At 62.0% G+C, this 24,552-nt stretch carries 22 protein-coding genes and 1 pseudogene; 21 read left to right on the forward strand and 2 right to left on the reverse strand.

From position 1 onward, the window contains the following. Positions 1-15 precede the first annotated feature (15 nt). On the forward strand, positions 16-1,404 hold the full coding sequence (locus tag BZG29_RS13540; protein ID WP_077403512.1) for an MFS transporter: 1,389 nt from the start codon (positions 16-18) through the stop codon (positions 1,402-1,404). On the opposite strand, the gene BZG29_RS13545 is transcribed toward BZG29_RS13540, so the two are convergent. Next, positions 1,384-2,244 (reverse strand): LysR substrate-binding domain-containing protein, encoded by an 861-nt coding sequence (locus BZG29_RS13545; protein WP_077403515.1) that lies wholly within the window; start codon positions 2,242-2,244, stop codon positions 1,384-1,386. The genes BZG29_RS13540 and BZG29_RS13545 overlap by 21 nt on opposite strands. Before the next feature lie 147 nt (positions 2,245-2,391). On the opposite strand from BZG29_RS13545, the gene BZG29_RS13550 reads away from it, so the two are divergent. The 5 genes from BZG29_RS13550 to BZG29_RS27760 all read left to right on the forward strand — a co-directional run bounded on the left by BZG29_RS13550 (position 2,392) and on the right by BZG29_RS27760 (position 6,120). Then, positions 2,392-3,900 carry an MFS transporter gene (locus BZG29_RS13550; RefSeq protein ID WP_077409093.1) on the forward strand — a complete coding sequence of 503 codons (1,509 nt, stop codon included), beginning with the start codon at positions 2,392-2,394 and terminating at the stop codon, positions 3,898-3,900. Positions 3,901-3,947: 47 nt separating this feature from the next. Then, the gene (locus tag BZG29_RS13555) at positions 3,948-4,748 is read left to right on the forward strand and encodes a hypothetical protein (RefSeq protein ID WP_077403518.1); all 801 of its coding nucleotides are present in this window, start codon (positions 3,948-3,950) and stop codon (positions 4,746-4,748) included. A gap of 258 nt (positions 4,749-5,006) precedes the next feature. After that, positions 5,007-5,210, forward strand: a complete 204-nt coding sequence (locus BZG29_RS27755; RefSeq protein ID WP_150130896.1) for a hypothetical protein — start codon at positions 5,007-5,009, stop codon at positions 5,208-5,210. Positions 5,211-5,512: 302 nt separating this feature from the next. Beyond that, positions 5,513-5,674 carry a hypothetical protein gene (locus BZG29_RS28150; RefSeq protein WP_171985006.1) on the forward strand — a complete coding sequence of 54 codons (162 nt, stop codon included), beginning with the start codon at positions 5,513-5,515 and terminating at the stop codon, positions 5,672-5,674. 77 nt (positions 5,675-5,751) lie between these two features. Then, a complete protein-coding gene (locus tag BZG29_RS27760) occupies positions 5,752-6,120 on the forward strand; it encodes a hypothetical protein (RefSeq protein WP_150130897.1) in 369 nt (122 codons plus the stop codon). Between the two features lie 274 nt (positions 6,121-6,394). On the opposite strand, the gene BZG29_RS13560 is transcribed toward BZG29_RS27760, so the two are convergent. Beyond that, a complete protein-coding gene (locus BZG29_RS13560) occupies positions 6,395-7,456 on the reverse strand; it encodes a nitronate monooxygenase (protein ID WP_077403520.1) in 1,062 nt (353 codons plus the stop codon). A gap of 87 nt (positions 7,457-7,543) precedes the next feature. Between BZG29_RS13560 and BZG29_RS13565 the strand changes: the two genes are divergently transcribed. The 15 genes and pseudogenes from BZG29_RS13565 (at position 7,544) to BZG29_RS13625 (ending at position 24,518) form a co-directional block, all read left to right on the forward strand. Next, positions 7,544-8,416 (forward strand): LysR family transcriptional regulator, encoded by an 873-nt coding sequence (locus BZG29_RS13565; RefSeq protein ID WP_077403523.1) that lies wholly within the window; start codon positions 7,544-7,546, stop codon positions 8,414-8,416. Next, on the forward strand, positions 8,413-9,540 hold the full coding sequence (locus tag BZG29_RS13570) for a YbfB/YjiJ family MFS transporter (protein WP_077403526.1): 1,128 nt from the start codon (positions 8,413-8,415) through the stop codon (positions 9,538-9,540). The genes BZG29_RS13565 and BZG29_RS13570 overlap by 4 nt, the downstream gene beginning before the upstream one ends. 32 nt (positions 9,541-9,572) lie before the next feature. Beyond that, positions 9,573-9,761: pseudogene (locus BZG29_RS27765) on the forward strand (IS1595 family transposase); the annotation flags it as partial. Between the two features lie 240 nt (positions 9,762-10,001). Beyond that, positions 10,002-10,295, forward strand: a complete 294-nt coding sequence (locus BZG29_RS13575; protein ID WP_077409094.1) for a hypothetical protein — start codon at positions 10,002-10,004, stop codon at positions 10,293-10,295. A 98-nt stretch (positions 10,296-10,393) separates the two neighbouring features. After that, positions 10,394-11,695: an EAL domain-containing protein gene (locus BZG29_RS13580; protein WP_150130898.1), complete on the forward strand. Its 1,302-nt coding sequence runs from the start codon at positions 10,394-10,396 to the stop codon at positions 11,693-11,695. 191 nt (positions 11,696-11,886) lie between these two features. Then, positions 11,887-12,555, forward strand: coding sequence for a response regulator transcription factor (locus BZG29_RS13585; RefSeq protein WP_077403532.1), 669 nt, complete (start codon positions 11,887-11,889; stop codon positions 12,553-12,555). Continuing rightward, a complete protein-coding gene (locus tag BZG29_RS13590) occupies positions 12,552-14,924 on the forward strand; it encodes an ATP-binding protein (protein WP_077403535.1) in 2,373 nt (790 codons plus the stop codon). The genes BZG29_RS13585 and BZG29_RS13590 overlap by 4 nt, the downstream gene beginning before the upstream one ends. Positions 14,925-14,944: 20 nt before the next feature. Beyond that, entirely contained in the window at positions 14,945-16,189 is a 1,245-nt protein-coding gene (locus tag BZG29_RS13595; protein WP_150130899.1) for an MFS transporter, read from the forward strand. Positions 16,190-16,493: 304 nt separating this feature from the next. After that, the gene (locus BZG29_RS13600; protein WP_077403541.1) at positions 16,494-17,024 is read left to right on the forward strand and encodes a fimbrial protein; all 531 of its coding nucleotides are present in this window, start codon (positions 16,494-16,496) and stop codon (positions 17,022-17,024) included. A gap of 74 nt (positions 17,025-17,098) precedes the next feature. After that, on the forward strand, positions 17,099-17,863 hold the full coding sequence (locus BZG29_RS13605) for a fimbria/pilus periplasmic chaperone (RefSeq protein WP_077403544.1): 765 nt from the start codon (positions 17,099-17,101) through the stop codon (positions 17,861-17,863). A gap of 11 nt (positions 17,864-17,874) precedes the next feature. Continuing rightward, positions 17,875-20,823 carry a fimbria/pilus outer membrane usher protein gene (locus BZG29_RS13610; protein WP_171985007.1) on the forward strand — a complete coding sequence of 983 codons (2,949 nt, stop codon included), beginning with the start codon at positions 17,875-17,877 and terminating at the stop codon, positions 20,821-20,823. Continuing rightward, entirely contained in the window at positions 20,820-21,938 is a 1,119-nt protein-coding gene (locus BZG29_RS13615) for a fimbrial protein (RefSeq protein ID WP_077403547.1), read from the forward strand. Before BZG29_RS13610 ends, BZG29_RS13615 begins: the two co-directional genes overlap by 4 nt. Before the next feature lie 22 nt (positions 21,939-21,960). Next, positions 21,961-22,116 (forward strand): hypothetical protein, encoded by a 156-nt coding sequence (locus BZG29_RS28155; protein WP_171985008.1) that lies wholly within the window; start codon positions 21,961-21,963, stop codon positions 22,114-22,116. Next, positions 22,113-23,228, forward strand: a complete 1,116-nt coding sequence (locus BZG29_RS13620; protein WP_077403550.1) for a fimbrial protein — start codon at positions 22,113-22,115, stop codon at positions 23,226-23,228. Before BZG29_RS28155 ends, BZG29_RS13620 begins: the two co-directional genes overlap by 4 nt. A 174-nt stretch (positions 23,229-23,402) precedes the next feature. Beyond that, a complete protein-coding gene (locus tag BZG29_RS13625) occupies positions 23,403-24,518 on the forward strand; it encodes a fimbrial protein (RefSeq protein ID WP_077403553.1) in 1,116 nt (371 codons plus the stop codon). Positions 24,519-24,552: the final 34 nt, after the last annotated feature.

The following is a 24,552-nucleotide window of genomic DNA, read 5'->3' on the forward strand; positions in this document are numbered from 1 at the left end:
CCTTACAGTGGTGGCATGAAAAATCTTCCCGCCAGCTCCGCCGCGCCGCACCCGGCGGCCATCCTCGCCATCATCCTCGTCAGCTATGTGATGATCGTGCTCGACACGTCCATCGTGCTGACGGGCTTGCCAAAAATTCACCATGACCTGGGCTTTACGGATACGGGCCTGGCCTGGGTGCAAAGCGCGTATACGCTGACGTTTGGCGGCTTGCTGCTGCTGGCTGCGCGCGCCGGCGACGTGCTTGGCCGGCGCCGCCTGCTGCAGGTGGGCCTGGCGCTGTTCACGCTGGCATCGCTGGCCATCGGCCTGGCGCAGTCGCCGGCCATGCTGATCGCCGCGCGCGCCATCCAGGGCGTGGGCGCAGCCATCCTCGCGCCATCGACCCTGGCCTTGCTGCAAACCACGTTTGCGGAGGGACGCGAACGCACGCGGGCCATCGCCCTGTACAGCGCCGTGGCCGGCATTGCCGCCAGCGTGGGCCTGGTGCTGGGCGGCGTGCTGGCCGAATGGCTGTCGTGGCGCGTGGGCTTCTTCCTCAACCTGCCCATCGGCGTGGCCATGCTGGTGGCCGCGCGCCGCTATATCGCCGAGAATGAAACCACTCGGGGCCGCTTTGACGTGGCCGGCGCGGCCAGCTCCACCCTTGGCATGTCGGCCCTCGTGTATGGCTTGATCCGCTCGGCCGGCGCCGGCTGGGATGATTCCTTGACGCAAAGTGCGCTGGCGGCGGGCGTGCTGCTGCTGGCCGCTTTCATTGCCATCGAACGGCGCGCCGCGCAAGCCATCCTGCCGCTGCGCCTGTTTGCCGATGCGCAGCGCAATGCCGCGTACGGGGCGCGGGTATTGTTCATGGGCGCCATGATCGGTTTCTTCTTTTTCACCACGCAATTCCTGCAGGTGGTGCTCGGCTATCCGCCATCGTTGACGGGCCTCGCTTTCCTGCCCATGACCCTGGTCAACTTCGGCGTGGCCCTGTGCGTGCCGCGTTTGACGCGCCGCTTCGGCAATGCGCGCCTGCTGGCCATGGGACTGGGCTTGACCCTGCTGGGCATGGCTTGGCTGAGCCATATCGATGCGGACACGGCGTACTGGCTGGGCGTGGCCCTGCCCATGCTGCTGATCGGCGCGGGGCAGGGCATGGCCTTGAGTCCCCTGACGGCGGCCGGTGTGGCCGGCGTGCCGGCGCAGGATGCGGGCGCGGCATCTGGCCTCGTCAACGTGGCGCACCAGCTGGGCAGTTCGCTGGGGCTGGCGGCGCTGGTGGCGATCTCGGCCTTTGGCGCGCACCAGCTCGTTGGCGCGGCGCTGCTGGCGCACCGCGTGACGCTGGCCCTGGGCAGCGCGGCCGCCATGCTGGCGCTGGCCTTGCTGCTGGTGCTGTCAAGCCGCCGCAGCGGCTGACCATTCGCGCAGCAACTGTCCGAACGCTTCGGCCGCCGCCGTGCTGCCGGCGGCGCGCCAGAGCAGCTGGAACGCAGCGGCGGGCAGGGCGGGCAAGCCATGCTGGCCATCGATGACCACCATGCCGGGCTCCAGGTCGCCTTGCGGCAGGGCCGTAATCGCCAGGCCCGCCAGCACGGCGGCGCGCAAGCCCTGCTGGCTGGGCGAGGTGAACGCCACGCGCCAGTCGATGCCGGCGCCCTCGAGGGCATCGACGCCCACTTGCCGGTGCATGCACGGCGCCGGTGAAAACGCCAGCGGCAGCGGCAGCGCGCCGTCGTGCCGGAAATCCTGCGCGGCCGCCCAGACGAAGCGCGTGCGGCGCAGCACGGCCGCTTCATCTTGCCCGTCCGCCAGGGTCATGACGACGGCCAGGTCCAGCGCATCGGCGGCGACCAGTTTTTGCAAATCAAGATAGGTGCCCACCGTCACGTCCAGGCGCACGGCGGGAAACAGGTGCGCGAACTGGGCCAGCAGCGCGGGCAGGCGCGCGCCCATGAAATTTTCCGGCACGCCGAAGCGCACGGCGCCGGCGATCGAGGAACGCTGGAAGCGCCGCGACAGCGCCTCCTGAGCCGCCAGCACCTGCTGCGCGTGGCGCAGGAAATCCTCGCCGTCTTCCGTCAGGCGCAGGCTGCGCGTCGTGCGCACCAGCAGCGCCGTGCCCGCCTGCTCTTCCAGGCGGCGGATCTGGTGGCTGATGGCGGACTGGCTCAGGTGCAGCCGTTCGGCGGCGCGCGTAAAGCCGCCCGTGTCCTGCACGGCCACAAAGGCGCGCAGCAGGGCGGTATCGAAGTCCATGGCGTGATGCTCCCGTGATTCATGATGAAAATGAATGAATTGTACAAAATTTTATCATTTCCCTCATGAGTCGAGGCTTTCTAGAATGGCGGCTCGCGGTGCGCCGTCTCTACGCGCCCCTCCATGACTACCGACATCAAGGCTTCGATGCTACCGACTACTTCGCAACAAAATGCACTGACCCTGGCCGCCGTCTGCCTGGCCTCGCTCATGTTCGGCCTGGAAATTTCCAGCGTGCCCGTCATCCTGCCCACCCTGGAAACCGTGCTGCATGGCGACTTCAAGGACTTGCAGTGGATTATGAATGCCTACACGCTGGCGTGCACCACCGTGCTGATGGCAACCGGTACCCTGGCCGACCGCTATGGCCGCAAGCGCCTGCTGCTGGCCAGCCTGGCGCTGTTCGGCCTCAGTTCGCTGGCATGCGGCTGGGCCGGCAGCACGGGTGTGCTGATCGCCGCGCGCGCGCTGCAAGGCATGGCCGGCGGCGCCATGCTGATTTGCCAGGTGGCAGTGCTGTCGCAGCAGTTCCCGGCCGGCGCCGCGCGGGGCCGGGCGTTCGGCGCCTGGGGCATCGTCTTTGGCCTGGGCCTGGGCTTCGGTCCCATCATCGGCGCGGCCATCGTCGCGCTGTCAAACTGGCAGTGGGTATTCCTCGTGCACGGGCCGCTGGCCGTCGTCGCGCTGCTGCTGGCGGGCCTGGGCGTGACGGAATCGCGCGACCCGCAGCGGCGCAAGCTGGATGTGGCGGGCATCGCCACCCTGTCGCTGGCCGTGTTCAGCCTGGCCTGGTGCCTTACGCAGGGGCCGGCGCTGGGATTTTCCGACCCGCGCAGCGTGGCCAGCCTGGCCGTGGCGCTGGCCGGTTTTGCCGCGGTTGCCGTCATCGAACGGCGCCAGCCTGAGCCGATGATCGACTTTTCCGTCTTTCGCATCCGCCGCTTTTCGGGCGCGCTGCTCGGTTCGGCGGGCATGAACTGCAGTTTCTGGCCGTTCATGATCTATCTGCCCCTGTACGTGCAGCACGGTCTCGGCTACAGCAGCCTGGACACGGGCCTGACCTTGCTGGCCTATACCTTGCCCACCTTGCTAGTGCCGCCGCTGGCCGAGCGGCTGGCGCTGCGCTACCGGGCCGATGCCGTGATTCCCGCCGGCTTGCTGGCCATCGGCACGGGCTTGTTGCTGATGTGCTGGGGCAGCCGCGCGGACGCCGCCAGCTGGCTGACGATCCTGCCCGGCTGCCTGCTGGCGGGCACGGGCCTGGGCTTGACCAACACGCCCGTCACCAATACGACGACGGGCGCCGTGCCGGGCGAGCGGGCCGGCATGGCGTCCGGCATCGACATCAGCGCGCGCATGGTCAGCCTGTCCATCAATATCGCGCTGATGGGTTTTATTCTCGTCGCTGCCATCCAGTCCGCCTTGCGCGAGCACGTACCTGCCGGGATTGACGGGGCGGCATTGCGGGCGTTGGCGGAGGAAGTGTCTGCAGGCAAGGGCGGCGCGCTGCCGGCCGGCGTGGCGAAGCTTGCGCTGGCACAAGGCTTTGGCGCCGTGATGCTGTACGGCGGCGTGGCCGCCTGCCTGTTCGCCGTGGCCAGCTGGCTCGTGTTTGGCGTCGGACGTGCGGGTGCGCCAAGGCTTGGGAGGCTATAATCTGGGCACGTTGACAAGTGTTGCTCAACGTCATTACGAGGCCGTCCATGCATAAACTGATTTCCGAACTCACCCGCCTGTATCTGTTCGAGGAACAGCAGCACTATGTCGATGTGCAGGGCGGCGCCCAGCCTTTGACGCCGGCCGTGCTGGCGCGACATCTGTCGGGCGAGCAGACGGTAGCGGTGCAACTCGTGACCGGAAGCGGCCTGACGCGCGCGCTGGTGCTGGAGTTTGGCGGCAAGGGCGGCGGCGAGGCGCACTGGAGCGCGCTGTGCGCGATCGCCAATGCCGTGCAGCACGAGCTGGACTTGCCGGCGCCCGCCGTCAGCATCTCGGGCACGGCGTTCCAGTTATGGCTGTCGCTGGCCACGCCCGTGCCCGTCGCCCAGGCGCGCCAGTTCGTGCAACTGCTGCGCTCGACCTTTTTGCCTGCCTCGACCGACATCCTCGCCGCCGCGCCGCCAGACTACGTGGAACAGGCGGCGCTGCCGCCAAGCCTGCAGCCGTCCGGCAAGTGGGCCGCCTTCATCCACCCCAGCATGGGCGCCGCCTTCGTCGATGAACCGGGCCTGGACATGCCGCCGCCGCCCGCCGCCCAGCTGGGCTTCCTGGAAAGCTTGCGCAGCATCAACCCGGCCCAGTTCGCGCAGGCGCTGGCGAAGCTGCAGGGGCATGCGGGGCTGCTTGACGCCGTGCCTGCGCCTGTTCCCGTGGCAGTTGCGTTGCCGTCGGTAACGTCCGCCACCGCGCCGGGCTTGCTGTTGCAGGATGCCACGCTGGAAGACATCGTGCGCTGGCTGCATGCGCGCCATATCGAACCGACGTTCCGGCACCGGTTGCCGTAAACGACGCGCCCGTTGTCACCATCGACAACGCCTTAGCGTCCGACTGCGGGGCGGAAGCGCAGGTTCTGCACGATGTGCCGCTGAATGAGGAAGACTGCGACGTGGCCGCGCGCCTGCGCGGCAACCAGGTCAAGCACTGCGCCATGCAGCCGCCGGCTTAAGCGTGGATAAGCCGAAGGGTATTCGCCACTTTCTGATATCGCGTCTCGTGTAATATTTGCCGGTTAGCACTGGTGTGCGTTTACAGGAATGAAAAAAATGAATAACTGGTCTCCTCGCACAGTCCGCGGCCTGATTTTTTTTGGTATAGGCATGTGTGCTTTTAAACTGCAGCCGGTGATGACGGCAGCCTTAGTAAGTTCATTGTTCTGGTCAGGTTTGTCGCAGGCCGGATTGAGTCTGGTCGGAATGGTCAGCCTGGCGGTTGGCGTTTATTTTCTTGCGACGCGGTATAAAAAGTAAGGTGCGCAGCAATAATCGCCGAAGCTGGTCCGTATTGATGATCGAGATGATGCATTCATCGGCCATCATTCGGTCAATTCCAATAGTTGTCGTTATTGGGAATGCCAGGCGTGTTAGGAGTTGTGTATAAGGAAGTACATTTTAAATGTGGGTATTGAGTTGACAGCTTGGAAAATCGTAAGCATACTCTTCATGCCTAATCGGGTTTTGTGAATTCCGGAGTTGAAATGGAAATTTGCAATGCGCTTATTCGCTATGGTGGCAAGTATTTCTGAAATTAATTAATCATTATAGGATGAGTAATGGAAATTTTGAATGAGCTTGAGATTGAAAACGTGTCGGGTGGTTTGGACTTGTCAAGAGGCCGGCTTTCCGATAATGTGATTGATTGCACCAGCGGTAGCTGCTACGACTCAGGTGGCTACCCGCTTGATTCGCAGCATAATCTTCAGTTCGATCCGTAATTTCAGATTGCAGATAAATTCATATTAAAATAACGGGGTAAATAGCGCCGTTATTTTTTATGCTGAAGAGCTAAAACATGATTAAATTTCTTTCATTTTCCATTTTTGCGTTATTGGCGACATCTACCGGCTGGGCGCAGGCGCAATGTAATATTGCCAAGACTGTCGAGTCTGAATATGGCTTGTCGTTTTCAGGGATGAAAAAAGAGGTTCCTGAAATTTCAGATACATCTCTTCTGCCTAAGCCCCAAGAGAAATTGTCTTCCGTGCGCTTGCTTAAAAGTGCGCCATACGTTCCGGATGGATTTTTCTTTTCTTTGGTCATTAACGAAAAAAAGGACACCGCCTGGATACGGCGCATAGGTGGCTTTGCCAGTGCGCCGGCATTTTTTGGACCCGTTCCAATAAACGCGTCGATGCTTGTCGGTTGTAAACTGGAAAAATGATGTCACCCGGGAAGGGGGGCGTAAAAGCTGACGTGGGCGTTATCTGTAAAGCGCATCACGGGCAGGCACGCTGCCGCAGGTCCCCTGTGGCTTTTTCGGGTGACAAGCGTCCAAATCACCGTGCAAATTTTCCTGTGCCAGCACTGCATTCTGTTATCGCCAATTTCGCTCACGGCAATGCCTGCCGCGCCGGGTCATCCCATCTCGGCTGTCTGCGCCATGCGCAGGTCCGCGCGCTGTCCCGGCGGCGTTTCATGTCAACACTCTCCCGAAGTCAGCGCGCCATTTCCCGTGCCAGGGCGGCCACCAGCTGCGCCGCCCCCATCTCCCGCGCCAGCGGCGCGCCCTGGCCGGCCCACTGGGCGGCGAATTCGCTGTCGCCGTGCCGGCTTGCCAGCGCGTTCAATTGCTTGGCAGCATCGTAGGCGACGGGATAATCGGCCGGCGGCGGGCTGCCCGCCGCTTCGGCGTATTCGATGAAGCGGTTTGCCATGCCGCGCGCCAGGCGGCCCGACAGCACGCTGGTCAGCCGGGTGGATGCCGCCCGCGCGCTTTTCAGGTTGGCGCGGTAGCCCGCGTTGGCCGACGATTCCGGGCACAGCACGAAGGCCGTGCCCAGCTGCGCGGCTGCGGCGCCCAGGTCCAGCGCGGCGCGGATGCCTGCTCCATCCATGATGCCGCCGGCGGCGATCAGGGGGAGGGCGGTGCGGCTCGCCAGCAGGCGCAGCAGCACGCTGGTGCTGTGGCGCTCGTCCGGCGCTTGCGGGTCGAAGACGCCCCGGTGTCCGCCCGCTTCCACGCCTTGCGCCACGATGGCGTCGACGCCCGCCTGTTCGATCAGCGCTGCCTCGCGCACATTGGTGGCCGTGGCCATCGTGTAGATGCCGGCCTGGCGCAGGGCGGCGATCTGCTGTTGCGTCGGCAAGCCGAAATGGAAGCTGACGACGGCGGGACGCTGTTCCAGCAACAGGGCAAACGCCGCCTCATCGCCGAGAAAACTTTGATATATCTCATCGAGCTCCGCTGGCACGGGGGCGCCCAGTTCTGCAAACAGGGGCGCCAGATGGGCCAGCCAGGCCGCTTCGCGCCGCGCATCCCTGACGGCCGGCGCATGGCAGAACACATTGATATTGAAGGGCTTGTCCGTCAGCGCGCGCGTGTCGGCGATCATCTGGCGCGCCTGCGCCACCGTGCCGGCGCCGATGCCCAGCGAACCGAGGCCGCCCGCGTTCGAGACGGCGGCGGCCAGGCGCGGCGTGGAAACGCCCGCCATCGGCGCCTGGATGATGGGCAATTGCAAGCCGAGACGGTCGAGGAAGTGCCGGGACGAAGTCATGATGATTCCTTCATGAAGTTGAGGATGCTGCATTTTATTCGTATTTTAAGAATATAATAGCATAATCATTTTCAAAAAGAGAATACGATGGATTCGGAATCATTGCGGATTTTTTGCTCGGTCGCCAGTGAGCTGAGCGTCACCCAGGCCGCCGCGCGGCTGGGCCGGGCGCCGTCCAGCGTCACCACGCGCATCCAGCAGCTGGAAGCCGATATCGGCGCGGAACTGTTCGTGCGCACCAATAAACGCATGGCCCTGACGGCGGCGGGCGAGCGCTTTCTCGAGTATGCGCAGCGTTTGCTGGCGCTGGCGGACGAAGCCCGCCACGTCGTCACGGGCGGGCGCGAGGGCGGCACCTTGCGCGTCGGCAGCATGGAAAGCACGGCGGCCAGCCGCTTGCCGGCCTTGCTGGCCGCGTATCACGCTCGCTATCCGGCGACGCGCCTGGCGCTGAGCACGGGGCCGTCGCGGCCCCTGATCGAGCAGGTGCGCACGGGTTTACTCGACTGCGCTTTCGTGGCCTTGCCGCCTGCGTTCGGCGGCGCGGCCGCCCTGGAGGAGCTGGGGCTGGCATCGACCGCCGTGTGGCGCGAGGAACTGTGTCTGCTGCTGCCGGCCAGCGAAGCGCAGGCGCGCCGCGCCGTCGATGTGCGCACGCGCTCGCTGGCGGCGTTTCCGCAGGGCTGTACTTATCGCGGCATCGCGGAAGACGTGCTCGGCGTGGCCGGCAGCACGCAATGGCGGGTGCAGGAGCTGAGTTCGTATCACTGCATGATCGCGTGCGTGGCGGCCGGCGCCTGCGTGACCCTGCTGCCTGCCAGCGTGCTGGCGCTGTCCGGCGCGCCGGCCACCCTGGCGACTATTTCCGCTGGGCAAATTGACACCTTGCTCGTGTGGCGCGCAGGCTTCGATGTGCCCGCGTTCCAGCACTTGCTGGCGCAGCTGGGCGAGGCGGCGTGAGTGCGCCGGCCAGGTTGGGCGCGGCCATCGCCGCGGCGGCCATCCTCGCCATCGGCATGGGCTTCGGCCGCTTCGCCTTCACGGCCATCTACCCGCACATGCTCGCGGAAGGCGTCTTGACCTTGCGCGACGGCAGCCTGGCCGCCTCGGCCAACTATGCCGGCTACTTGCTGGGAGCCATCCTGGCCATGCGCGCGCGGGCGCACGGCGCGCACCGGCTGTGTTTGTGGTCGGTGGCCGGCACGGCCCTGTGCCTGGGCGTGCTGGCCTTGCCGATGCCCGTCTGGCTCATCGTGACGGTGCGCGGCGTGGCGGGCGTCTTCAGCGCGCTGGCCATGGTGGCCGCCTCGCTGTGGTTGCTGGTGCAGCGCGGGCAGGCGCGCGGCGCGCCGCTGCTGTACGCGGGCGTGGGCGCCGGCATTGCCGTCTCGGCCGAATTGCTGGTGCTGGCATCGCACCTGGGCTGGCGCAGCGCCGGCATGTGGCTGCTGCTGGCCAGCGTCACCGTGCTGGCGGGGCTGGCGGCCGCGCCAGCGATTGCCGCCAGCGGCCAGGCGACCCCGGATGCGCCGCCAGCCGCCGCGCCGGCGCTGGCGCCCGTGGCGCCGTGGCCGCTGGTGCTGATCTATGGATTGGCAGGGCTCGGCTACATCGTCACGGCCACGTATTTGCCCGTGCTGGTGGGCGTGGCCTTGCCCAATCTCAATTCCGCCCACGTGTGGGCCGTGTTCGGCCTCGGCGCGGCGCCTTCGTGTTTCCTGTGGCACCGGCTGCACGAGCGCCTGGGCACGCGCCAGGCGCTGCGGCTGAACTTGCTGCTGCAGGCGCTGGGCGTGGCCTTGCCCGTGCTGGCGCCCTCGGCCGCCGGCTATCTGCTCAGCGCCATCCTCGTCGGCGGCACGTTCGTCGGCACGGTGACCATCGCCATGCCGGCCGCGCAGCGGGCCGCAGTCAAGGCAGGTAGCAACATGATGGCCATCATGACGGTGGTGTATGGCATCGGACAGATTATCGGCCCGGTGCTGGCCGGCAGCCTGTATGCGCAGTCGCACAGTTTCAACGGCGCATTATTGGCGGCCGCCGGCGCGCTGCTGCTGGCCATTGCCGTGAGCTTGCGCCTGTAAATCCTTTGGCTCTGTCCCCGCTAAGTAGGGGAAATGTGCAGCACGTCAATGCCTATCACAGCCGTCTGCGGGAATGGCTACGCCCCTTTCACGGCGTGGCGACGCGCTACCTGCCGAGTTACCTGGGCTGGCGCTGGGTACTCGACGCCGGGCGTATCCGTTCGCCGGAAACATTATTGAAGGCAACACTCGGAGCATTCCCACATTTGACGGTGACATAGCCAATCCTTTTCAATCCGCTCGCTGACGCATATCAGCAGCGCCCCCCCCCGGCCTGATCCGCGACTCATTTTAGGACTGTTCTGATTTCGCTCAAGAAACTCCGTTGCTAGACTTCAATAAGTCACCGGACCCCGCCAGCCAATTTGCGCGTGGCAAGCCCGGTCCCTGATCTCCCTTATTTGAAAGTAGCGGTAATGACAAAGCAAATACAACAGCATCCGCAGCAGTATGCGGCACGCATGACGGGCTTGCGCAATCGCCTCCCCCGGAGTGGGGCGAACAGCTTTCGCAGCGCCGACCTGCTCGACGTGCTCATCGATTTCCTGGGATTGAAGAATGATGCGGCCCTGGGGCGCGAGCTGCGGGTGTCGGCTCCCATCCTTTCCAAAATCCGGCATGGGGCATTGCCCGTCAGCGCCGCCATACTCATACGCATGCACGAAGTGAGCGGGCTGAGTATTCATGAACTGCGGGCATGCATGGGCGATCATCGCGCCAATTTCGGCATGTTCGACGAGGGCGAAAGAAAATAGGAGGCTTGCCGCCCGCCATCCTACTGGCGCGCGGCGGCTCCTCTGGTAGCAGACCCAAGCCTTGTCTCTCCATATGATCTAACCCTAGGAAAAATGCCGTGAAAACCATCAGTTCTCTCATGCGTAGCGAATTTCATTCCCTGCGCGTGCTGACCTTGACGCCTGACTCGGAGGAGGGCGCACGCTGGCTGGGCTCAATGCTGAATGCCATCGATATTGCCAATGTAAAAAATGTCCGGGCCTTGAGCATGGTGCCCGCGCTCCTGCGCGAAGGGGATATCGACGTGATCGTCGCGGATGTCGCGCACGGTGGACTGATGCTCCCCAGTTTGCTGAAGACGCTCGATGCGGCGACTCCGATGCCGCGTTTCCCGCGTATTTTATGGGTGGGGCAGCCACCGCCCGTCAATCTGCTGCCTGCGCCATGGCCGGCCCTGGCGGAGCAGCCGGCAGTCCGCCGCGTCGGCGGCCTGCCGGTGACGGCCTTGCTGGCGCATGCACGCCTGGCGCACCGGGCCGGCATCAATGTCGGGATGGTGTATGGTGGCGGCAAGGCCGCATTCACCGAGGCCTTGCGCGATTTGCTGCTGGCGCCGTCGAACAACCGGCATGCATCGTGCTCCGCCCCCGCCGATGCTCCCACCGAGGTCGATGTGATCGAGGCGTTGACGACAGGAAAGAACCTGCGCGTGATGCTGCAGCCGCAATTTGATTTGCGCACGCGGCGCATCATCGGTGCCGAGGCGCTGCTGCGCTGGCGTCATCCCGGCGTGGGCGAAGTGCCGCCATCCGTGCTGATTCCGATGGTCGACCGCCTTGGCCTGCATCTGCTGCTGTTCAGCTATATCGAAACGCGCGTCATCGACGTGTTGCTTGTGCTCAAGAGCCGCCAGGTGGCGCTGCCCATCGCCTTGAATGCCTCGGCCGAAACCGTGTGCACGCCCGGTCTGGCGCAGCGGCTGGCCGAGAAAATGCAGCGGGCGGGCCTGTCGCCGCACTTGCTGAAAATTGAACTGACCGGCGATCTGCCGGTCGCCGATGAACTGCTCCTGTCTGCATCGCTCAATACACTGCGGGCAAAAGGCTTCCCCGTTTCGCTCGATGATTTTGGACAAGGCACATCGACCCTGAATCTCCTGGCAAAAATGTCTTTCGATGAGGTCAAGATCGATGGGGCGTTTGTGCGCGACATGAAAACCAGCGCTTCCGCCCAGGCCGTGATTGCCGCGACGGTGAGCCTGGCGCGGCTGATGAATCTGAAGGTTGTGGCGGAAGGGATCGAAGAGGCGTCATGTATCGAGGCACTGGCCTGCCTTGGCTGCCCTACGGGGCAAGGCTATGCATTGGCGCGTCCCATGGAACTGCGCGACTTTTTTGACAGCGTCAGCAACAAGGAGTGAAATGGCTGCAAAGTTAATATAAAGGTAATTTTCTTGATCATTTATCTGTTGCATGGCGAATCGGAGCATTTTTGTTGCACAAGGGCACTTATGTTGATAAATAACATCTTGGATGGCGCTAATGGCGCAAATAGGAGTAATCTCATCAAAGGAAATCCTTCCCATGCAGTGCCTGCTCCTAGCCCCTGCCTATGAAACACTTACGTATTGCCTTGCTCGATGATCACGCGGTGGTGCGGCATGGCCTCGTCGCCCGCCTTACGGCTGAACCCGATATTGACGTCGTGGGTGCTTACAGTACCAGCCGCCAACTGATGGCCGGGCTGATCCGGGCCCCGGCAGACGTCCTGTTGCTCGACTATGCGCTGGGTCCGGACGAACTCGATGGCGTCTCGCTGATCCGCGCACTACGCGCCAAATTCCCCGATTGCCCGATACTCGTATTGTCCACGCACCATGAGCCGGCCACGGTGGCGCTGGCCTTGCGCGTCGGCGCCCGCGGTTTCGTCGGCAAGGGCGAGGACATGGCGGAGCTGGTCAAGGCATTGCGCAAGGTGGTGTCCGGCGCCGTGTATCTGAGCGCCGAGATGTCTTACCGGGTGGCGGAAGCCAGCACCACCTTCGATGCGCGGGAAGGCGATGACGGCGCGGACGCGCTGCTGCTGGGCGCGGCATTGTCGGCGCGCGAGCGCGAGGTGATCCGCTGCTATCTGGCGGGCATGACGGTGACGGAAATTGCGGAAAAATTCAAGCGCAGCATCAAGACCATCAGCTCGCAAAAGACCACCGCCTTCCGCAAGCTGGGCGTGACGTCGAACAATGAACTGTTCAAGATCCGGCATAGCATAGGGGACGCATGAGGCGCTGGCGAGCTGGCTACGCCGCGTTCCTGCTGGCCGCCTGCTGCATGGCGGCGCAGGGACAGGATGGGACCTATCCGCTCAGCGCCGCGGAACAAGCCTGGGTGCGCGCGCATCCTGTGCTGAAGCTGGGCATGATGCAGAACCGTCCACCATTCGAAACCATCCAGCGCGGGGCGATCGGGGTTGGCATCGGCCCGGATTACATGAAAGTCATTGAGCGGCATAGCGGCCTGACCTTTGACATAGTGACCTTGGCCGACACGGACAGCGGCTTTGTCCTGTTGCGAGAAAGTAGGGTCGATTGTCTTCCCACGGTGCGCAGTATCGGCACACCGCCCAAGGTGTCCGGTGTCAGCTACAGCTTGCCTTACCTCTCGACCAAGGCTATCGCCGTCACGCGTGGACAGGTTGGCACCGTTGCCGATGGCATCGTATTCGATGGCAAGACAGTGGTGCTGCCGGCCGCAGAAGCTGGCCTGTTCGGTCCCTTTCTGCGCCAGCGCTACGACGGCATGCGCATCGTCGTCAGCCCCACCATGCGGCAGGCGCTGGCGCTGCTGTCGAAGGGCGGCGCCGATGTCGCCATCGGCAGCAAGGCGCAGCTGTTACCGGATTTGATGCGCGAGGAGGGCGTTGACCTGCATTTTACGGAACTGCCCGTGGCCATGACGTCCGAAGTGCGCATGGCGCTGCGCGACAGCGACCCCATGCTGGTATCGATCGTGAACAAGTCGCTGGCCGCGATGACCCCGGCCCAAATCAGGCTGGTACGTCAGGATTGGCTGGGGGGAGAGGCCGGTAGTCACTCGAACATGCTGTTCGCGGTGGACCACTTTGGCGAGCATGTGGGCCTGGCTGCCGCTTTGCTGCTGATCCTGGCGGGCCTGGCGTATCAGGCCTACAGCGCGCACCGGCGGGCCTTGCGCAACGAACGCCGGGCGGCCATGTTCCTGGCCGTGATGAGCCATGAAATCCGCTCGCCCATGAATGCCGTGCTGGCCGCGGTGGAGTTGCTGCGCTCCACGCCCATGAATGCGGAGCAGCGTCACTTTGTCGACCTGGCCAGCAACGGCGGGAATATCCTGCTGCGTTTGCTTGACGACGTGCTCGACGTCTCCAAGCTGGAGGCGGGACAGCTCACGCTCAGCCTTGATCCGGTAGATGTCGCAGCTTTGGCCAGCGATGTGGCGGCCTTGCAGCAGCTGCGGGCGCGCGAGAAGGGCATTACGCTCGATGTGACGGCGCACCAGACCGTGCCGCGGCTGATGCTGGACGAGGCCAGGCTGCTGCAGGTGCTGCACAATCTGGTGTCGAACGCCATCAAATTTACGGCGGCAGGCGGCGTCGAGATACAGATCGCCATGCTGGATGAGGGAACGGAGCAGGCGCGGCTGGAAATTGCCGTTGCCGATACGGGCATCGGCATCGGCACCGCCATGCAGGCAACACTGTTCCGGCCGTATGTGCAGGTGGAGGGCACCTACAAGCGCTCGGGCGGTACCGGCTTGGGCCTGGTCATTTGCCGCGAACTGGTGAATCTGATGCATGGCACGATCACCATCGACAGCGAGATGGGCAGGGGCACGCGCATGGTGATTTCCTTGCCTGTGGCGTTGGCGACCGGGTCGCCTCCGGCGGTGGATGTAGCTGTTGCCCGGCCCGGTCCGGCGGGCGGCATGGCGGCGCAGCGCCTCTCCATTCTGGTGGTCGAGGATGTGCCGGCCAACCAGGCCGTGTTGCGGGCCCAGCTTGCCAGCCTCGGCTGCGATGCGGATATTGCCGAGAATGGCGCCAGCGCATTGGCTTGCTTCAGCCTGCGCGAATATGACCTGGTACTGATGGATTGCGACTTGCCTGACATCGACGGCTACAGCCTGACGGTTGAGTGGCGCAGGCGTGAAGCGGACCTGGAACAGGCGCGCTGCCCGGTGATCGCGATTTCCGCCTCGACGGGAACGGATCATGCCGAACGCTGCTTCGAGGCTGGCATGGATGGCATATTGAGCAAGCCGATCCGATTGGCGAAACTGCAGGATATCGTCGAACTGTGGTGCGACGTGACGCTGGTGCTGCAAGCGCCGCCGATGGAGTCCCTGGCGGTATTTGATATGCCGCAAGTGCGCGCCGCGTTCGCCGACGATATGGATGAGTTGCTGCAGGCCATGGCCATGCATGAACATGATACCGCCTTGCGCGCCGCGCACCGCCTGCATGGCGCGGCCCTGGCCATGCAATGGGCAGAGATGGCGCAGCCGGCGGGGAAGCTGGAAAGCCTGTTGCGCAGCGTGGCGGAGCCGACCGATGCGTGTTGCAGTCAGCCCCTGCAGGAAGTCGTGGCAGCCTGGCGTACCCGTGACCAGCATTGATTTCAATCGAAAGGAGCATCATGTCGCGAGGTATCAGCAAGAATAAGAAAGAGGCAATGGGGATGCTGGCGTTGATGTTGCCGACCACCTTGCTGTTCCTGATGCTGTCCGGCATGGATCCGACGACATTGCCGTCGGCATCCCGGCCCTTGCCATTCGGCTTGCCTGCGACGCTCGGCAATTTGCCGATAGCCGCCGCGATCCTTTACATCAGCATGGGGTTGACGGGGCTGGTGCTGGCACTTCTGCCGGCAACCCTGTCGCGCAAGAAAACCTTGCTGTCCGGATTCCTGCTGCTGGCGCTGGCGGCGTTCATGGGCCTGTTTTCCCGTTCGCCATTTGAGCTGTGCTGCTGGAGCTTGCTGGGCGGCATCGGATGTACGATGAATATCTGTGCCTGGATCAGTATCGGGGTCACATATTTTCCGCGCCATTGCGCGCTGGTGGTGGGGCTCATGAATTGCCTTGCCGTGGCCAGTAGCATCGTCGCCGCCAAACTCAGTGCCATTCAGCATGCCTTCAATGAACAGGGGAAATTGCCCCTGTTACCGGCCATGGCCGGCATGCTCATCCTGATTCTTCTGTATATCCTGATCTGGCATTTTTTTCAGCAAATCAGCGCCGCCGGCGAGCGGCGGTTCATCCGTCCTGAAGCCAGAAGTCCGGTGGGGTCGGTCTGGTCACGCGGCCCGCTGCTGCTGTTTTTGACCGCCTTCTGCATGCCATTAAGTACTGCCAACTTTGGCTACCTTTACAGCACCTACCTGCGCGAGATACTGGAATTGCCCATCAAGACGGCGCAGATGGCGATGGGCATTGCCGGGATTTCAACCTTGCTGTCGCCGCTGGCCGGGTGGCTGGGGGACCGTTATGGCGCCATGAAAACGCTGTTGCTGACGCTGCCCGTCACGGCGGCTGTCGGCGGCCTGATATTTTTGGGATGGCGTATGCCCTTGAGTGTCCTCATTTTCCAGGTGTTTCTGATGGGACTGGGCCTGACTGCGGTGTTCTATGTCAATATGCTGGCGGCCCTGATTCAATCGGTGGCGCCCATGCAGAACATGCGGGCTGCGGGTTTATTCTACTGCGCGTTCAACCTGGGCATTCCTGTCACGGGTGTCCTTTTTGCCTACCTGAGAGAGATGCTTGGGTGGACGGCGTTGGTTTTGGTGCAACTTGTCTTCCCCCTGGTGCTGGCGACCGTTCTCGTCTGGCTGGCGCAGAGAATACTGACGCCGGCCGACAAGGCTGTGCTTCCGGGCTGATCGGCCAGCAGCCATTCGTACCACCTGCAAGCGCCGCCCTGCAGGCGTTCCCTACCGCTTTCATCCCCGCACTGTCTCCCCATTCGCTCCAGTCACGCGGCAACGCCAGATCGCCAGGCAGCTTGCCTCCTGCGCATGTCGTCGCCGAGGCGCATACAAGTGCCGCCTGTCCGGCGGGGCGGATTTTTAAGACCATTCTCATATCGACAAGTATCGCGGCTCTGTACAGTACGAATCTGCTTCAACAGCCGCGTACCTACATTAACTGGTGCGCATTTATATTTATCCTTCAGGAGTAGTCTCAATGAATTTCCACGCCCGTATTCTCGCCGTTCTGCTGGCCGCCGCCGCAACCCAATCCGCTTTCGCTGGCGATGGCACCATCACCTTCAATGGTGAGTTGGTGGATTCGACTTGCGTCGTCGCAGTCAATGGTGCCACTTCGGTTGTCGTCTTGCCGAAGTTGTCAGCCGCCATGCTGAAAACGGCCAAGAACGTTGCCGGGCAGACCGGTTTCAATATTCATCTGACTGCTTGCACGGGTGCCACGACCACGGCCGCCGCGTATTTTGAAACGGGCCCTGGCGTTGATCCGCTGACCTTCAACTTAAAAAGCACCGGCACCGCCAAGTTTGTTCAGCTGCAATTGATCGACGCCCAAAATGGCAAGGCGATCAGAGCTGGCGACGTGACCCAGAGCGACACCACCAGCCGCGTTACCAAAGTCGCCAACGGCGAGACCATTCTGCCGTATGCCGTGCAATACGTAGCGACTGGTGAAGCCACTGGCGGCACCGTGGCCGGTACCGTGACGTATTCGATTAACTATCAGTAACTAAATCGTCTAGCAAGAGCATCCTGACCTGGAAGGTTGGGATGCTCTTGCGGCAACTATCGGGGAATCCGCGCATGTTTCGTCACTCTTCACTGCAACGTCCGTTGTTATTCAGCCTGGCCTTGCTGATTTGTACTTCCTCCATGGCCAGTGTGGTGATTACCGGCACGCGTCAGATATATCCAGCCAAGCAGAAAGAAATCACCGTCAAGCTCAATAACGACGGTGGCCAGCCGGCATTGGTGCAAGCCTGGGTCGATAGCGGCGACGGCGCCTCGACACCGTCCACGGCCAAGGCGCCATTCGTGCTGACACCGCCGCTGGCGCGCATCGATCCGGGCAAGGGGCAGAGCCTGCGCATGATGTTTTCCGGTGCCGCCTTGCCATCGGATAAGGAATCCGTGTTCTGGCTGAATGTGCTGGAAATTCCTCCCAAAGCGCAGGAGAGCGATGATAATACCCTGCAAATGGCGTTCCGTTCGCGCATCAAGGTTTTTTATCGCCATGAAGGCTTGCCCGGCTCTCCTGATGAAGCCATCGGACAAGTGCAATGGCGGATCGTTTCCGCCAGTACGGGGCAGGGTTACGCCCTGGAAGCCCATAATCCATCCGCCTTTCACGTCTCCCTGGTAGCGCTGACCCTGGTGTCAGGCGCCGAGCGCAATAACAGTGAAGACGGCATGGTCGCGCCTGGCGAAACGAAACAATTCGCTCTGCCGACCTTGAAAGCCTTGCCGGCCGCCGGCGCGCAAGTGGAGTTTAGCGCGATCAATGATTACGGTGCCCAGGTACCGACCCGCCGTGCCCTGTCTGCCGCCCACGCCAGGCTTGCGCCTTGAGCCGCCCCATCATGCCTAGTCACTTTTACCACCGCTACCATCTGCCGCCACGTCATCGCCTGGCAGTCTCCGTCGCGCACGCGATGCTCCACGCAGTGGTGTTGAGTTCTTGTGTCCTGGTCTTGCCGCTGGCATACGCTGACGAAGTCGAGTTCAATAGCGCCTTCCTGCCGGAAGGCTCGCGCGGCCTGGACCTGGCCGTGTATCAGAAGGGCAATCCTGTCTTGCCGGGCACCTACCGTGCCGATGTCGTCCTCAATGGTCAGCTGAAAAGACGCCAGGATATCCAGGTTCGCGCCAATGACGACGGCAGCCATCCCGTGGTGTGCGTGTCGCGCAAGCTGCTGGAACTGCTGGGCGTCGACCTGGCGCACCTGGCGCCGGAGGCGACGGCGTTGCTGGCAGCGGGCAACTGTGCCGAGCTGAGCAAGCTGATCGAGAATGCGACGGCCAGGTTCGTGCCGGAAAGCCAGCAAGTCGACATCAGCATTCCCCAGATTTCGTTGCGGCGCGATGCGCGCGGTTATGTCAGTCCGGAATTGTGGGATAGCGGCGTCACGTCCGGCATGCTTGGTTATAACTTCAGCAGCAATCACAGCAAGAGTCGCGACAGCGCCTCCAGTTCCGCCTACCTCGGTCTCGATGGCGGCTTCAATCTGGGTGCCTGGCGCCTGCGCCACACGGGCGCATTGAGCTGGCGGCAAGCCGGCGGCAGTCACTATCAGGTGCTCGATACCTATCTCCGGCGCGACATTACCGCCCTGAAAAGCCAGCTGACCCTGGGCGACGCGAATACCAGCGGCGAACTTTTCGATACCCAGTCTTTCCGCGGCGTGCAATTGGCCAGCGACGACCGCATGCTGCCGAACTCGCTGCGCGGCTATGCGCCCGTGGTGCGCGGCATCGCCCGCACCAGCGCCCGCGTGACGATACGCCAGGCGGGCAATATTTTGCTGGAAACGACGGTGGCGCCGGGCGCCTTCGTCATCGATGACCTGTACGCCACCGGCTACGGCGGCGACCTGAACGTGACCGTGTCCGAAGCCGATGGCAGCGAACAGCGCTTCGTGGTGCCGTATGCGGCCGTGACGCAGCTGCTGCGCCCGGGAACGGTGCGTTTCGGCGCGACGGCTGGCGTGACGCGCAACAATTACCTGAGCGAGCAGGCAAATTTTCTGCAAGGCAGCGTGCAATATGGTTTGAGCAACAGCATGACGGGCTACGGCGGCGTGCAAGCCAGCACGGATTACCTGTCGCTGCTGGGCGGTATGGCGTTTGCCACGCCGATCGGCGCCATGTCCGTCGATCTGAGCCATGCGCAGGCGGAGCTGGCCGCCAGCAAGACCAAGGGCCAGAGTATGCGCCTGTCGTACAACAAGAATATCCTGAGCACCGGCAGTAATTTTTCGATGGCCGCTTACCGCTTTTCCACCAGCGGCTACCTGGATTTCGCCAATGCCATGCAGGTGATCGATGCCGAGAAAAAGGGGTATGCCTCCAGCGTGCTGGACCGTCCCCGCAACCGCCTTTCGCTGACGGCCGACCAGAGCCTGGGCGAGTGGGGTAACCTGAGCATCAGCGGCTATACACAAAACTATTGGAACCGGGAAGGGCAGGACTTGCAGTACCAGTTCAGCTATAACCAGCGGCTGGGAAGAGTCAGCTATGGCATCAGCGCCAATCGCGGCAGGACGTCTTACGGCGGCATGGAAAACCGCTTGCTGCTGTCCGTGAACCTGCCGCTGGGCGGCAACGGTAGTATTGACGTACCGCAAGTGTCGGCCCAGCTGTCGCGCAACGCCGATGGCCGCTACAGCCAACTGGCCACCATCAGCGGCACGGCCGGCGAAGAACGCCAGTATGGCTATGGCGCGTCGGTCAGCCGCGATGGCGCCAGCGGCGGCAGCAGCGGCACCTTGAACGGCCAGTACACGGGAGCGCGGGCGTTTGTCGGCGGTACGCTGGGGCGCGGCCAGGACTATAGCAGCGCGTCGTTCAACATGAGCGGCAGCGTGGTGGCCCATCCGGGCGGCGTGACCCTGTCGCCGCACCGCAGCGACACCATGGCCGTGGTGCATGCGCCTGGCGCCGCCGGCGCCAAGGTGGCCGGTTATCCCGGACTCAGGCTCGATGCCAGCGGCAATGCGGTCGTGCCGTACCTGCGTCCGTATGAATTGAACGAAGTGGCGATCGATCCCGCGGGTTCGTCGATGGCCGTGGAGATGCGCGAAACAAGCCAGCAGGTGGCACCGCGCGACGGCGCCGTGGTGTTCCTCAAATATGCCACCAGCACCGGCCGCGCGGTCCTGTTCCACGTGCGGCTGACGGGCGGCGGCGCGCTGCCGTTTGGCGCCACCGTCAAGGATGAGCTGGGCCAGGCCGTGGGCATGGTCGGCCAGGATGGCCAGTTGTACGCGCGCCTGCAGGAAAATAGCCGGCAGCTGTCGATTTCCTGGGGCGGCAAGGCGCAGGAGCGCTGTACCGTGCCCATCGCCGCGTCGCTGCTGCAGGGCGATGGCGGAACATTGCAGCAGGCCGACGCCGTATGCGTGCCGGACTTGATCAATGTCAAGGCGGCGCCGGACGACGAGCGCAGTGCCGAACTGCTTGACGGTACCTATTCGGTCGATATTTTCGTCAATGGCCAGCGCATGGAGCGACGCGATGTGGCCTTCATGCCGGCGGCCGGAGAACCACGCCCGTCGCCGTGTATGAGTACGGTGGATTTGCAGGAGTACGGCGTGCGCTTGTCCAAAGAGCAGTTGCTGCTGCCGTGCCAGCAGGTGCTGGCAGCGATCCCCGGCGCCAGCTGGCGCCATGAGGCCGCCGTGCAGCGCCTCGATCTGCAGGTGCCGGCGGCATCGCTGGTGGCGCCGGCGCCACGCCAGGCCATGCAACTGGCCGCAGCCAGAAAATACGACGAAACCGCGATGAAACTCACCCAAAAGAGAAAGCCATGAAATTGCATAGAGTGTTAGGTCTGCTGGCCGGACTGTTCGTGTGTGCCGTGCCGCAGCTGGTTCATGCGGCGAGTAAGCTTTACTGTAGTGGCGGTAGCTATTTCTGGGGAACGATGGCGCTGCAGATCAGCAGTCTTACCGTGCCGCGTGATTTGCCCAATGGTACCACCCTCTATGCGCAGGCTTTTAGTCAGGCGGGAGGTGTGACGATCGAGTGTGCTCTTGGGTCCTATGCATTTGGGACACAGTTCTCGACTCTCACCGACGTTCTCGGTGGTGTCAATACTACGTTCTTTGCTGGGAAAGTCTATGCAACCGGGGTACCCGGCATTGGAGTGGTATGGTCTGCCGAAGGCGGGGGTTATATGGATTCCAATAACGAGACAAAGTCGACTGGCACCACTTGCACCTTCAACACTGGTTCAACTTGTCGAGCCAGTTTGGTGCTGGCAAATTCTCATTCAGTCAGGTTGGTAAAGACGGGGCCGGTCGGGACGGGGGTCATACGGGCAAGCGATTTGGGAAGGGTGAACTACTCTGCGCAATATCGGGCTGATTACTATGATCCTAGTGACAAAATTCCCGTTGGCTCAATTGGCTTGAAAGGCAGCATTCAGGTTGTCGGCAAAACCTGCACGACGCCCGATGTCAAGGTGCCGCTTGCGCGTCACAAAGTGTCGTCGCTGAAGGGGATCAACACCTTTGCCCCGACGGTCAGTTTTGAGATCCGTTTAACCGACTGCCCTGGTTTTCCCGGAAGAATTGATGATTCTAGTTCCAAGTCTCCAATATCTTCACAGGATGGCGCTATTCGGGCTCCTGTTTATTTACCACCGAATGTCAATCTCCAGATTGCGGGCGCAACGGTGCTCAATGCCGGCAATGGCGTGCTGGGTCTGACGACGGAAAAAGGGGCGGCCACCGGCGTGGGAGTGCAATTGCTCGACGCTTCAGGCTCTCCTTTTGCCCTGTCGAAGAACGTCAGCGTGCCCAATCTCGATGCCAATACCACTTCGGTGAGCATCAAGTTGGGCGCGCGCTATATACAAACGGCGGCCAAGGTGGTGCCCGGCGGGGCCAATGCCGTGGCGACGTATACGCTGAATTATCAGTAGCGCTTGCTTGCCAGGTTGAAAGGTGAGCAACGGCGTGGGTGCGGGCTGGCAAGACGGTCAGGCTGTGGCTGTTTCAAATCTGGACGTTGTTCAAATTTCACGCCAGGCCATGCAACTGGCCGCAGCCAGAAAATACGACGAAACCGCGATGAAACTCACCCAAAAGAGAAAGCCATGAAATTGCATAGAGTGTTAGGTCTGCTGGCCGGACTGTTCGTGTGTGCCGTGCCGCAGCTGGTTCAGGCGGCGACTCGGCTTAACTGTAATAACGTGAGTGGCTATTTCTGGGGAGCGATGGCGCTGCAGATCAGCAGTCTTACCGTGCCGCGTAATTTGCCCAATGGTACCACCCTCTATGCGCAGGCTTTTAGTCAGGCGGGAGAGGGTGTGAAGATCGAGTGTCCTAGGTCCTTTGCATTTGGGACACAGTTCGCGACTCTCTCCGGCGTTCTCGGTGGTGTCAATACTACGTTCTTTGCTGGGAAAGTCTATGCAACCGGGGTACCCGGCATTGGAGTGGTATGGTCTGCCGGAGACGGGGGGTATATGGATTCCAATAACGAGACAACGCGGATTGCCACCACTTGCCGCTTCAGCTCTTTTGCAACTTGTCAAGCCAGGCTGGCAAATTCTCCTTCAGTCAGGTTGGTAAAGACGGGGCCGGTCGGGACGGGGGTCATACGGGCAAGCGATTTGGGAAGGGTGAACTACTCTGCGCAATATAGGGTAGAAATATTTGAGCTTAGTGACAAAATTGGCGTTGCCTCAATTGGCTTGAAAGGCAGCATTCAGGTTGTCGGCAAAACCTGCACGACGCCCGATGTCAAGGTGCCGCTTGCGCGTCACAAAGTGTCGTCTCTGAAGGGGATAAACACCTTTACCCCGACGGTCAGTTTTGAGATCCGTTTAACCGACTGCCCTGGTTTTCCCGGAAGAATTGATGATTCTAGTTCCAAGTCTCCAATATCTTCACAGGATGGCGCTATTCGGGCTCCTGTTTATTTACCACCGAATGTCAATCTCCAGATTGCGGGCGCAACGGTGCTCAATGCCGGCAATGGCGTGCTGGGTCTGACGACGGAAAAAGGGGCGGCCACCGGCGTGGGAGTGCAATTGCTCGACGCTTCAGGCTCTCCTTTTGCCCTGTCGAAGAACGTCAGCGTGCCCAATCTCGATGCCAATACCACTTCGGTGAGCATCAAGTTGGGCGCGCGCTATATACAAACGGCGGCCAAGGTGGTGCCCGGCGGGGCCAATGCCGTGGCGACGTATACGCTGAATTATCAGTAGCGCTTGCTTGCCGGGTTGAAAGGTGAGCAACGGCGTGAGTGCGGGCTGGCAAGACGGTCAGGCTGTGGCTGTTTCAAATCTGGACGTTGTTCAAATTTCACGCCAGGCCATGCAACTGGCCGCAGCCAGAAAATACGACGAAACCGCGATGAAACTCACCCAAAAGAGAAAGCCATGAAATTGCATAGAGTGTTAGGTCTGCTGGCCGGACTGTTCGTGTGTGCCGTGCCGCAGCTGGTTCAGGCGGCGACTCGGCTTAACTGTAATAACGTGAGTGGCTATTTCTGGGGAGCGATGGCGCTGCAGATCAGCAGTCTTACCGTGCCGCGTAATTTGCCCAATGGTACCACCCTCTATGCGCAGGCTTTTAGTCAGGCGGGAGAGGGTGTGAAGATCGAGTGTCCTAGGTCCTTTGCATTTGGGACACAGTTCGCGACTCTCTCCGGCGTTCTCGGTGGTGTCAATACTACGTTCTTTGCTGGGAAAGTCTATGCAACCGGGGTACCCGGCATTGGAGTGGTATGGTCTGCCGGAGACGGGGGGTATATGGATTCCAATAACGAGACAACGCGGATTGCCACCGTTTGCAGCCCCATCTCTTTTGCAACTTGTCAAGCCAGGCTGGCAAATTCTCCTTCAGTCAGGTTGGTAAAGACGGGGCCGGTCGGGACGGGGGTCATACGGGCAAGCGATTTGGGAAGGGTGAACTACTCTGCGCAATATAGGGTAGAAATATTTGAGCTTAGTGACAAAATTGGCGTTGCCTCAATTGGCTTGAAAGGCAGCATTCAGGTTGTCGGCAAAACCTGCACGACGCCCGATGTCAAGGTGCCGCTTGCGCGTCACAAAGTGTCGTCGCTGAAGGGGATCAACACCTTTACCCCGACGGTCAGTTTTGAGATCCGTTTAACCGACTGCCCTGGTTTTCCCGGAAGAATTGATGATTCTAGTTCCAAGTCTCCAATATCTTCACAGGATGGCGCTATTCGGGCTCCTGTTTATTTACCACCGAATGTCAATCTCCAGATTGCGGGCGCAACGGTGCTCGATGCCGGCAAAGGCGTGCTGGGTCTGACGACGGAAAAAGGGGCAGCCACCGGCGTCGGAGTGCAATTGCTCGACGCTTCAGGCTCTCCTTTTGCCCTGTCGAAGAACGTCAGCGTGCCCAAGCTCAATGCCAATACCACTTCGGTGAGCATCAAGTTGGGCGCGCGCTATATACAAACGGCGGCCAAGGTGAAGCCCGGCTGGGCCAATGCCGTGGCGACGTATACGCTGAATTATCAGTAGCGCTTGCTTGCCAGGTTGAAAGGTGAGCAACGGC

Origin of the sequence: Janthinobacterium sp. LM6, assembly GCF_002002885.1 — a bacterium.
GTDB classification, from domain to species: domain Bacteria; phylum Pseudomonadota; class Gammaproteobacteria; order Burkholderiales; family Burkholderiaceae_D; genus Janthinobacterium; species Janthinobacterium kumbetense.

Bases quoted from the DNA above. Each gene is read 5' to 3' on its own strand.
- BZG29_RS13540 (WP_077403512.1), top strand. From the start codon at position 16: ATGAAAAATCTTCCCGCCAGCTCCGCCGCGCCGCACCCGGCGGCCATC.
- BZG29_RS13545 (WP_077403515.1), bottom strand. From the start codon at position 2,244: ATGGACTTCGATACCGCCCTGCTGCGCGCCTTTGTGGCCGTGCAGGAC.
- BZG29_RS13550 (WP_077409093.1), top strand. From the start codon at position 2,392: ATGCTACCGACTACTTCGCAACAAAATGCACTGACCCTGGCCGCCGTC.
- BZG29_RS13555 (WP_077403518.1), top strand. From the start codon at position 3,948: ATGCATAAACTGATTTCCGAACTCACCCGCCTGTATCTGTTCGAGGAA.
- BZG29_RS27755 (WP_150130896.1), top strand. From the start codon at position 5,007: ATGAATAACTGGTCTCCTCGCACAGTCCGCGGCCTGATTTTTTTTGGT.
- BZG29_RS28150 (WP_171985006.1), top strand. From the start codon at position 5,513: ATGGAAATTTTGAATGAGCTTGAGATTGAAAACGTGTCGGGTGGTTTG.
- BZG29_RS27760 (WP_150130897.1), top strand. From the start codon at position 5,752: ATGATTAAATTTCTTTCATTTTCCATTTTTGCGTTATTGGCGACATCT.
- BZG29_RS13560 (WP_077403520.1), bottom strand. From the start codon at position 7,456: ATGACTTCGTCCCGGCACTTCCTCGACCGTCTCGGCTTGCAATTGCCC.
- BZG29_RS13565 (WP_077403523.1), top strand. From the start codon at position 7,544: ATGGATTCGGAATCATTGCGGATTTTTTGCTCGGTCGCCAGTGAGCTG.
- BZG29_RS13575 (WP_077409094.1), top strand. From the start codon at position 10,002: ATGACGGGCTTGCGCAATCGCCTCCCCCGGAGTGGGGCGAACAGCTTT.
- BZG29_RS13585 (WP_077403532.1), top strand. From the start codon at position 11,887: ATGAAACACTTACGTATTGCCTTGCTCGATGATCACGCGGTGGTGCGG.
- BZG29_RS13590 (WP_077403535.1), top strand. From the start codon at position 12,552: ATGAGGCGCTGGCGAGCTGGCTACGCCGCGTTCCTGCTGGCCGCCTGC.
- BZG29_RS13595 (WP_150130899.1), top strand. From the start codon at position 14,945: ATGTCGCGAGGTATCAGCAAGAATAAGAAAGAGGCAATGGGGATGCTG.
- BZG29_RS13600 (WP_077403541.1), top strand. From the start codon at position 16,494: ATGAATTTCCACGCCCGTATTCTCGCCGTTCTGCTGGCCGCCGCCGCA.
- BZG29_RS13605 (WP_077403544.1), top strand. From the start codon at position 17,099: ATGTTTCGTCACTCTTCACTGCAACGTCCGTTGTTATTCAGCCTGGCC.
- BZG29_RS13610 (WP_171985007.1), top strand. From the start codon at position 17,875: ATGCCTAGTCACTTTTACCACCGCTACCATCTGCCGCCACGTCATCGC.
- BZG29_RS13615 (WP_077403547.1), top strand. From the start codon at position 20,820: ATGAAATTGCATAGAGTGTTAGGTCTGCTGGCCGGACTGTTCGTGTGT.
- BZG29_RS13620 (WP_077403550.1), top strand. From the start codon at position 22,113: ATGAAATTGCATAGAGTGTTAGGTCTGCTGGCCGGACTGTTCGTGTGT.
- BZG29_RS13625 (WP_077403553.1), top strand. From the start codon at position 23,403: ATGAAATTGCATAGAGTGTTAGGTCTGCTGGCCGGACTGTTCGTGTGT.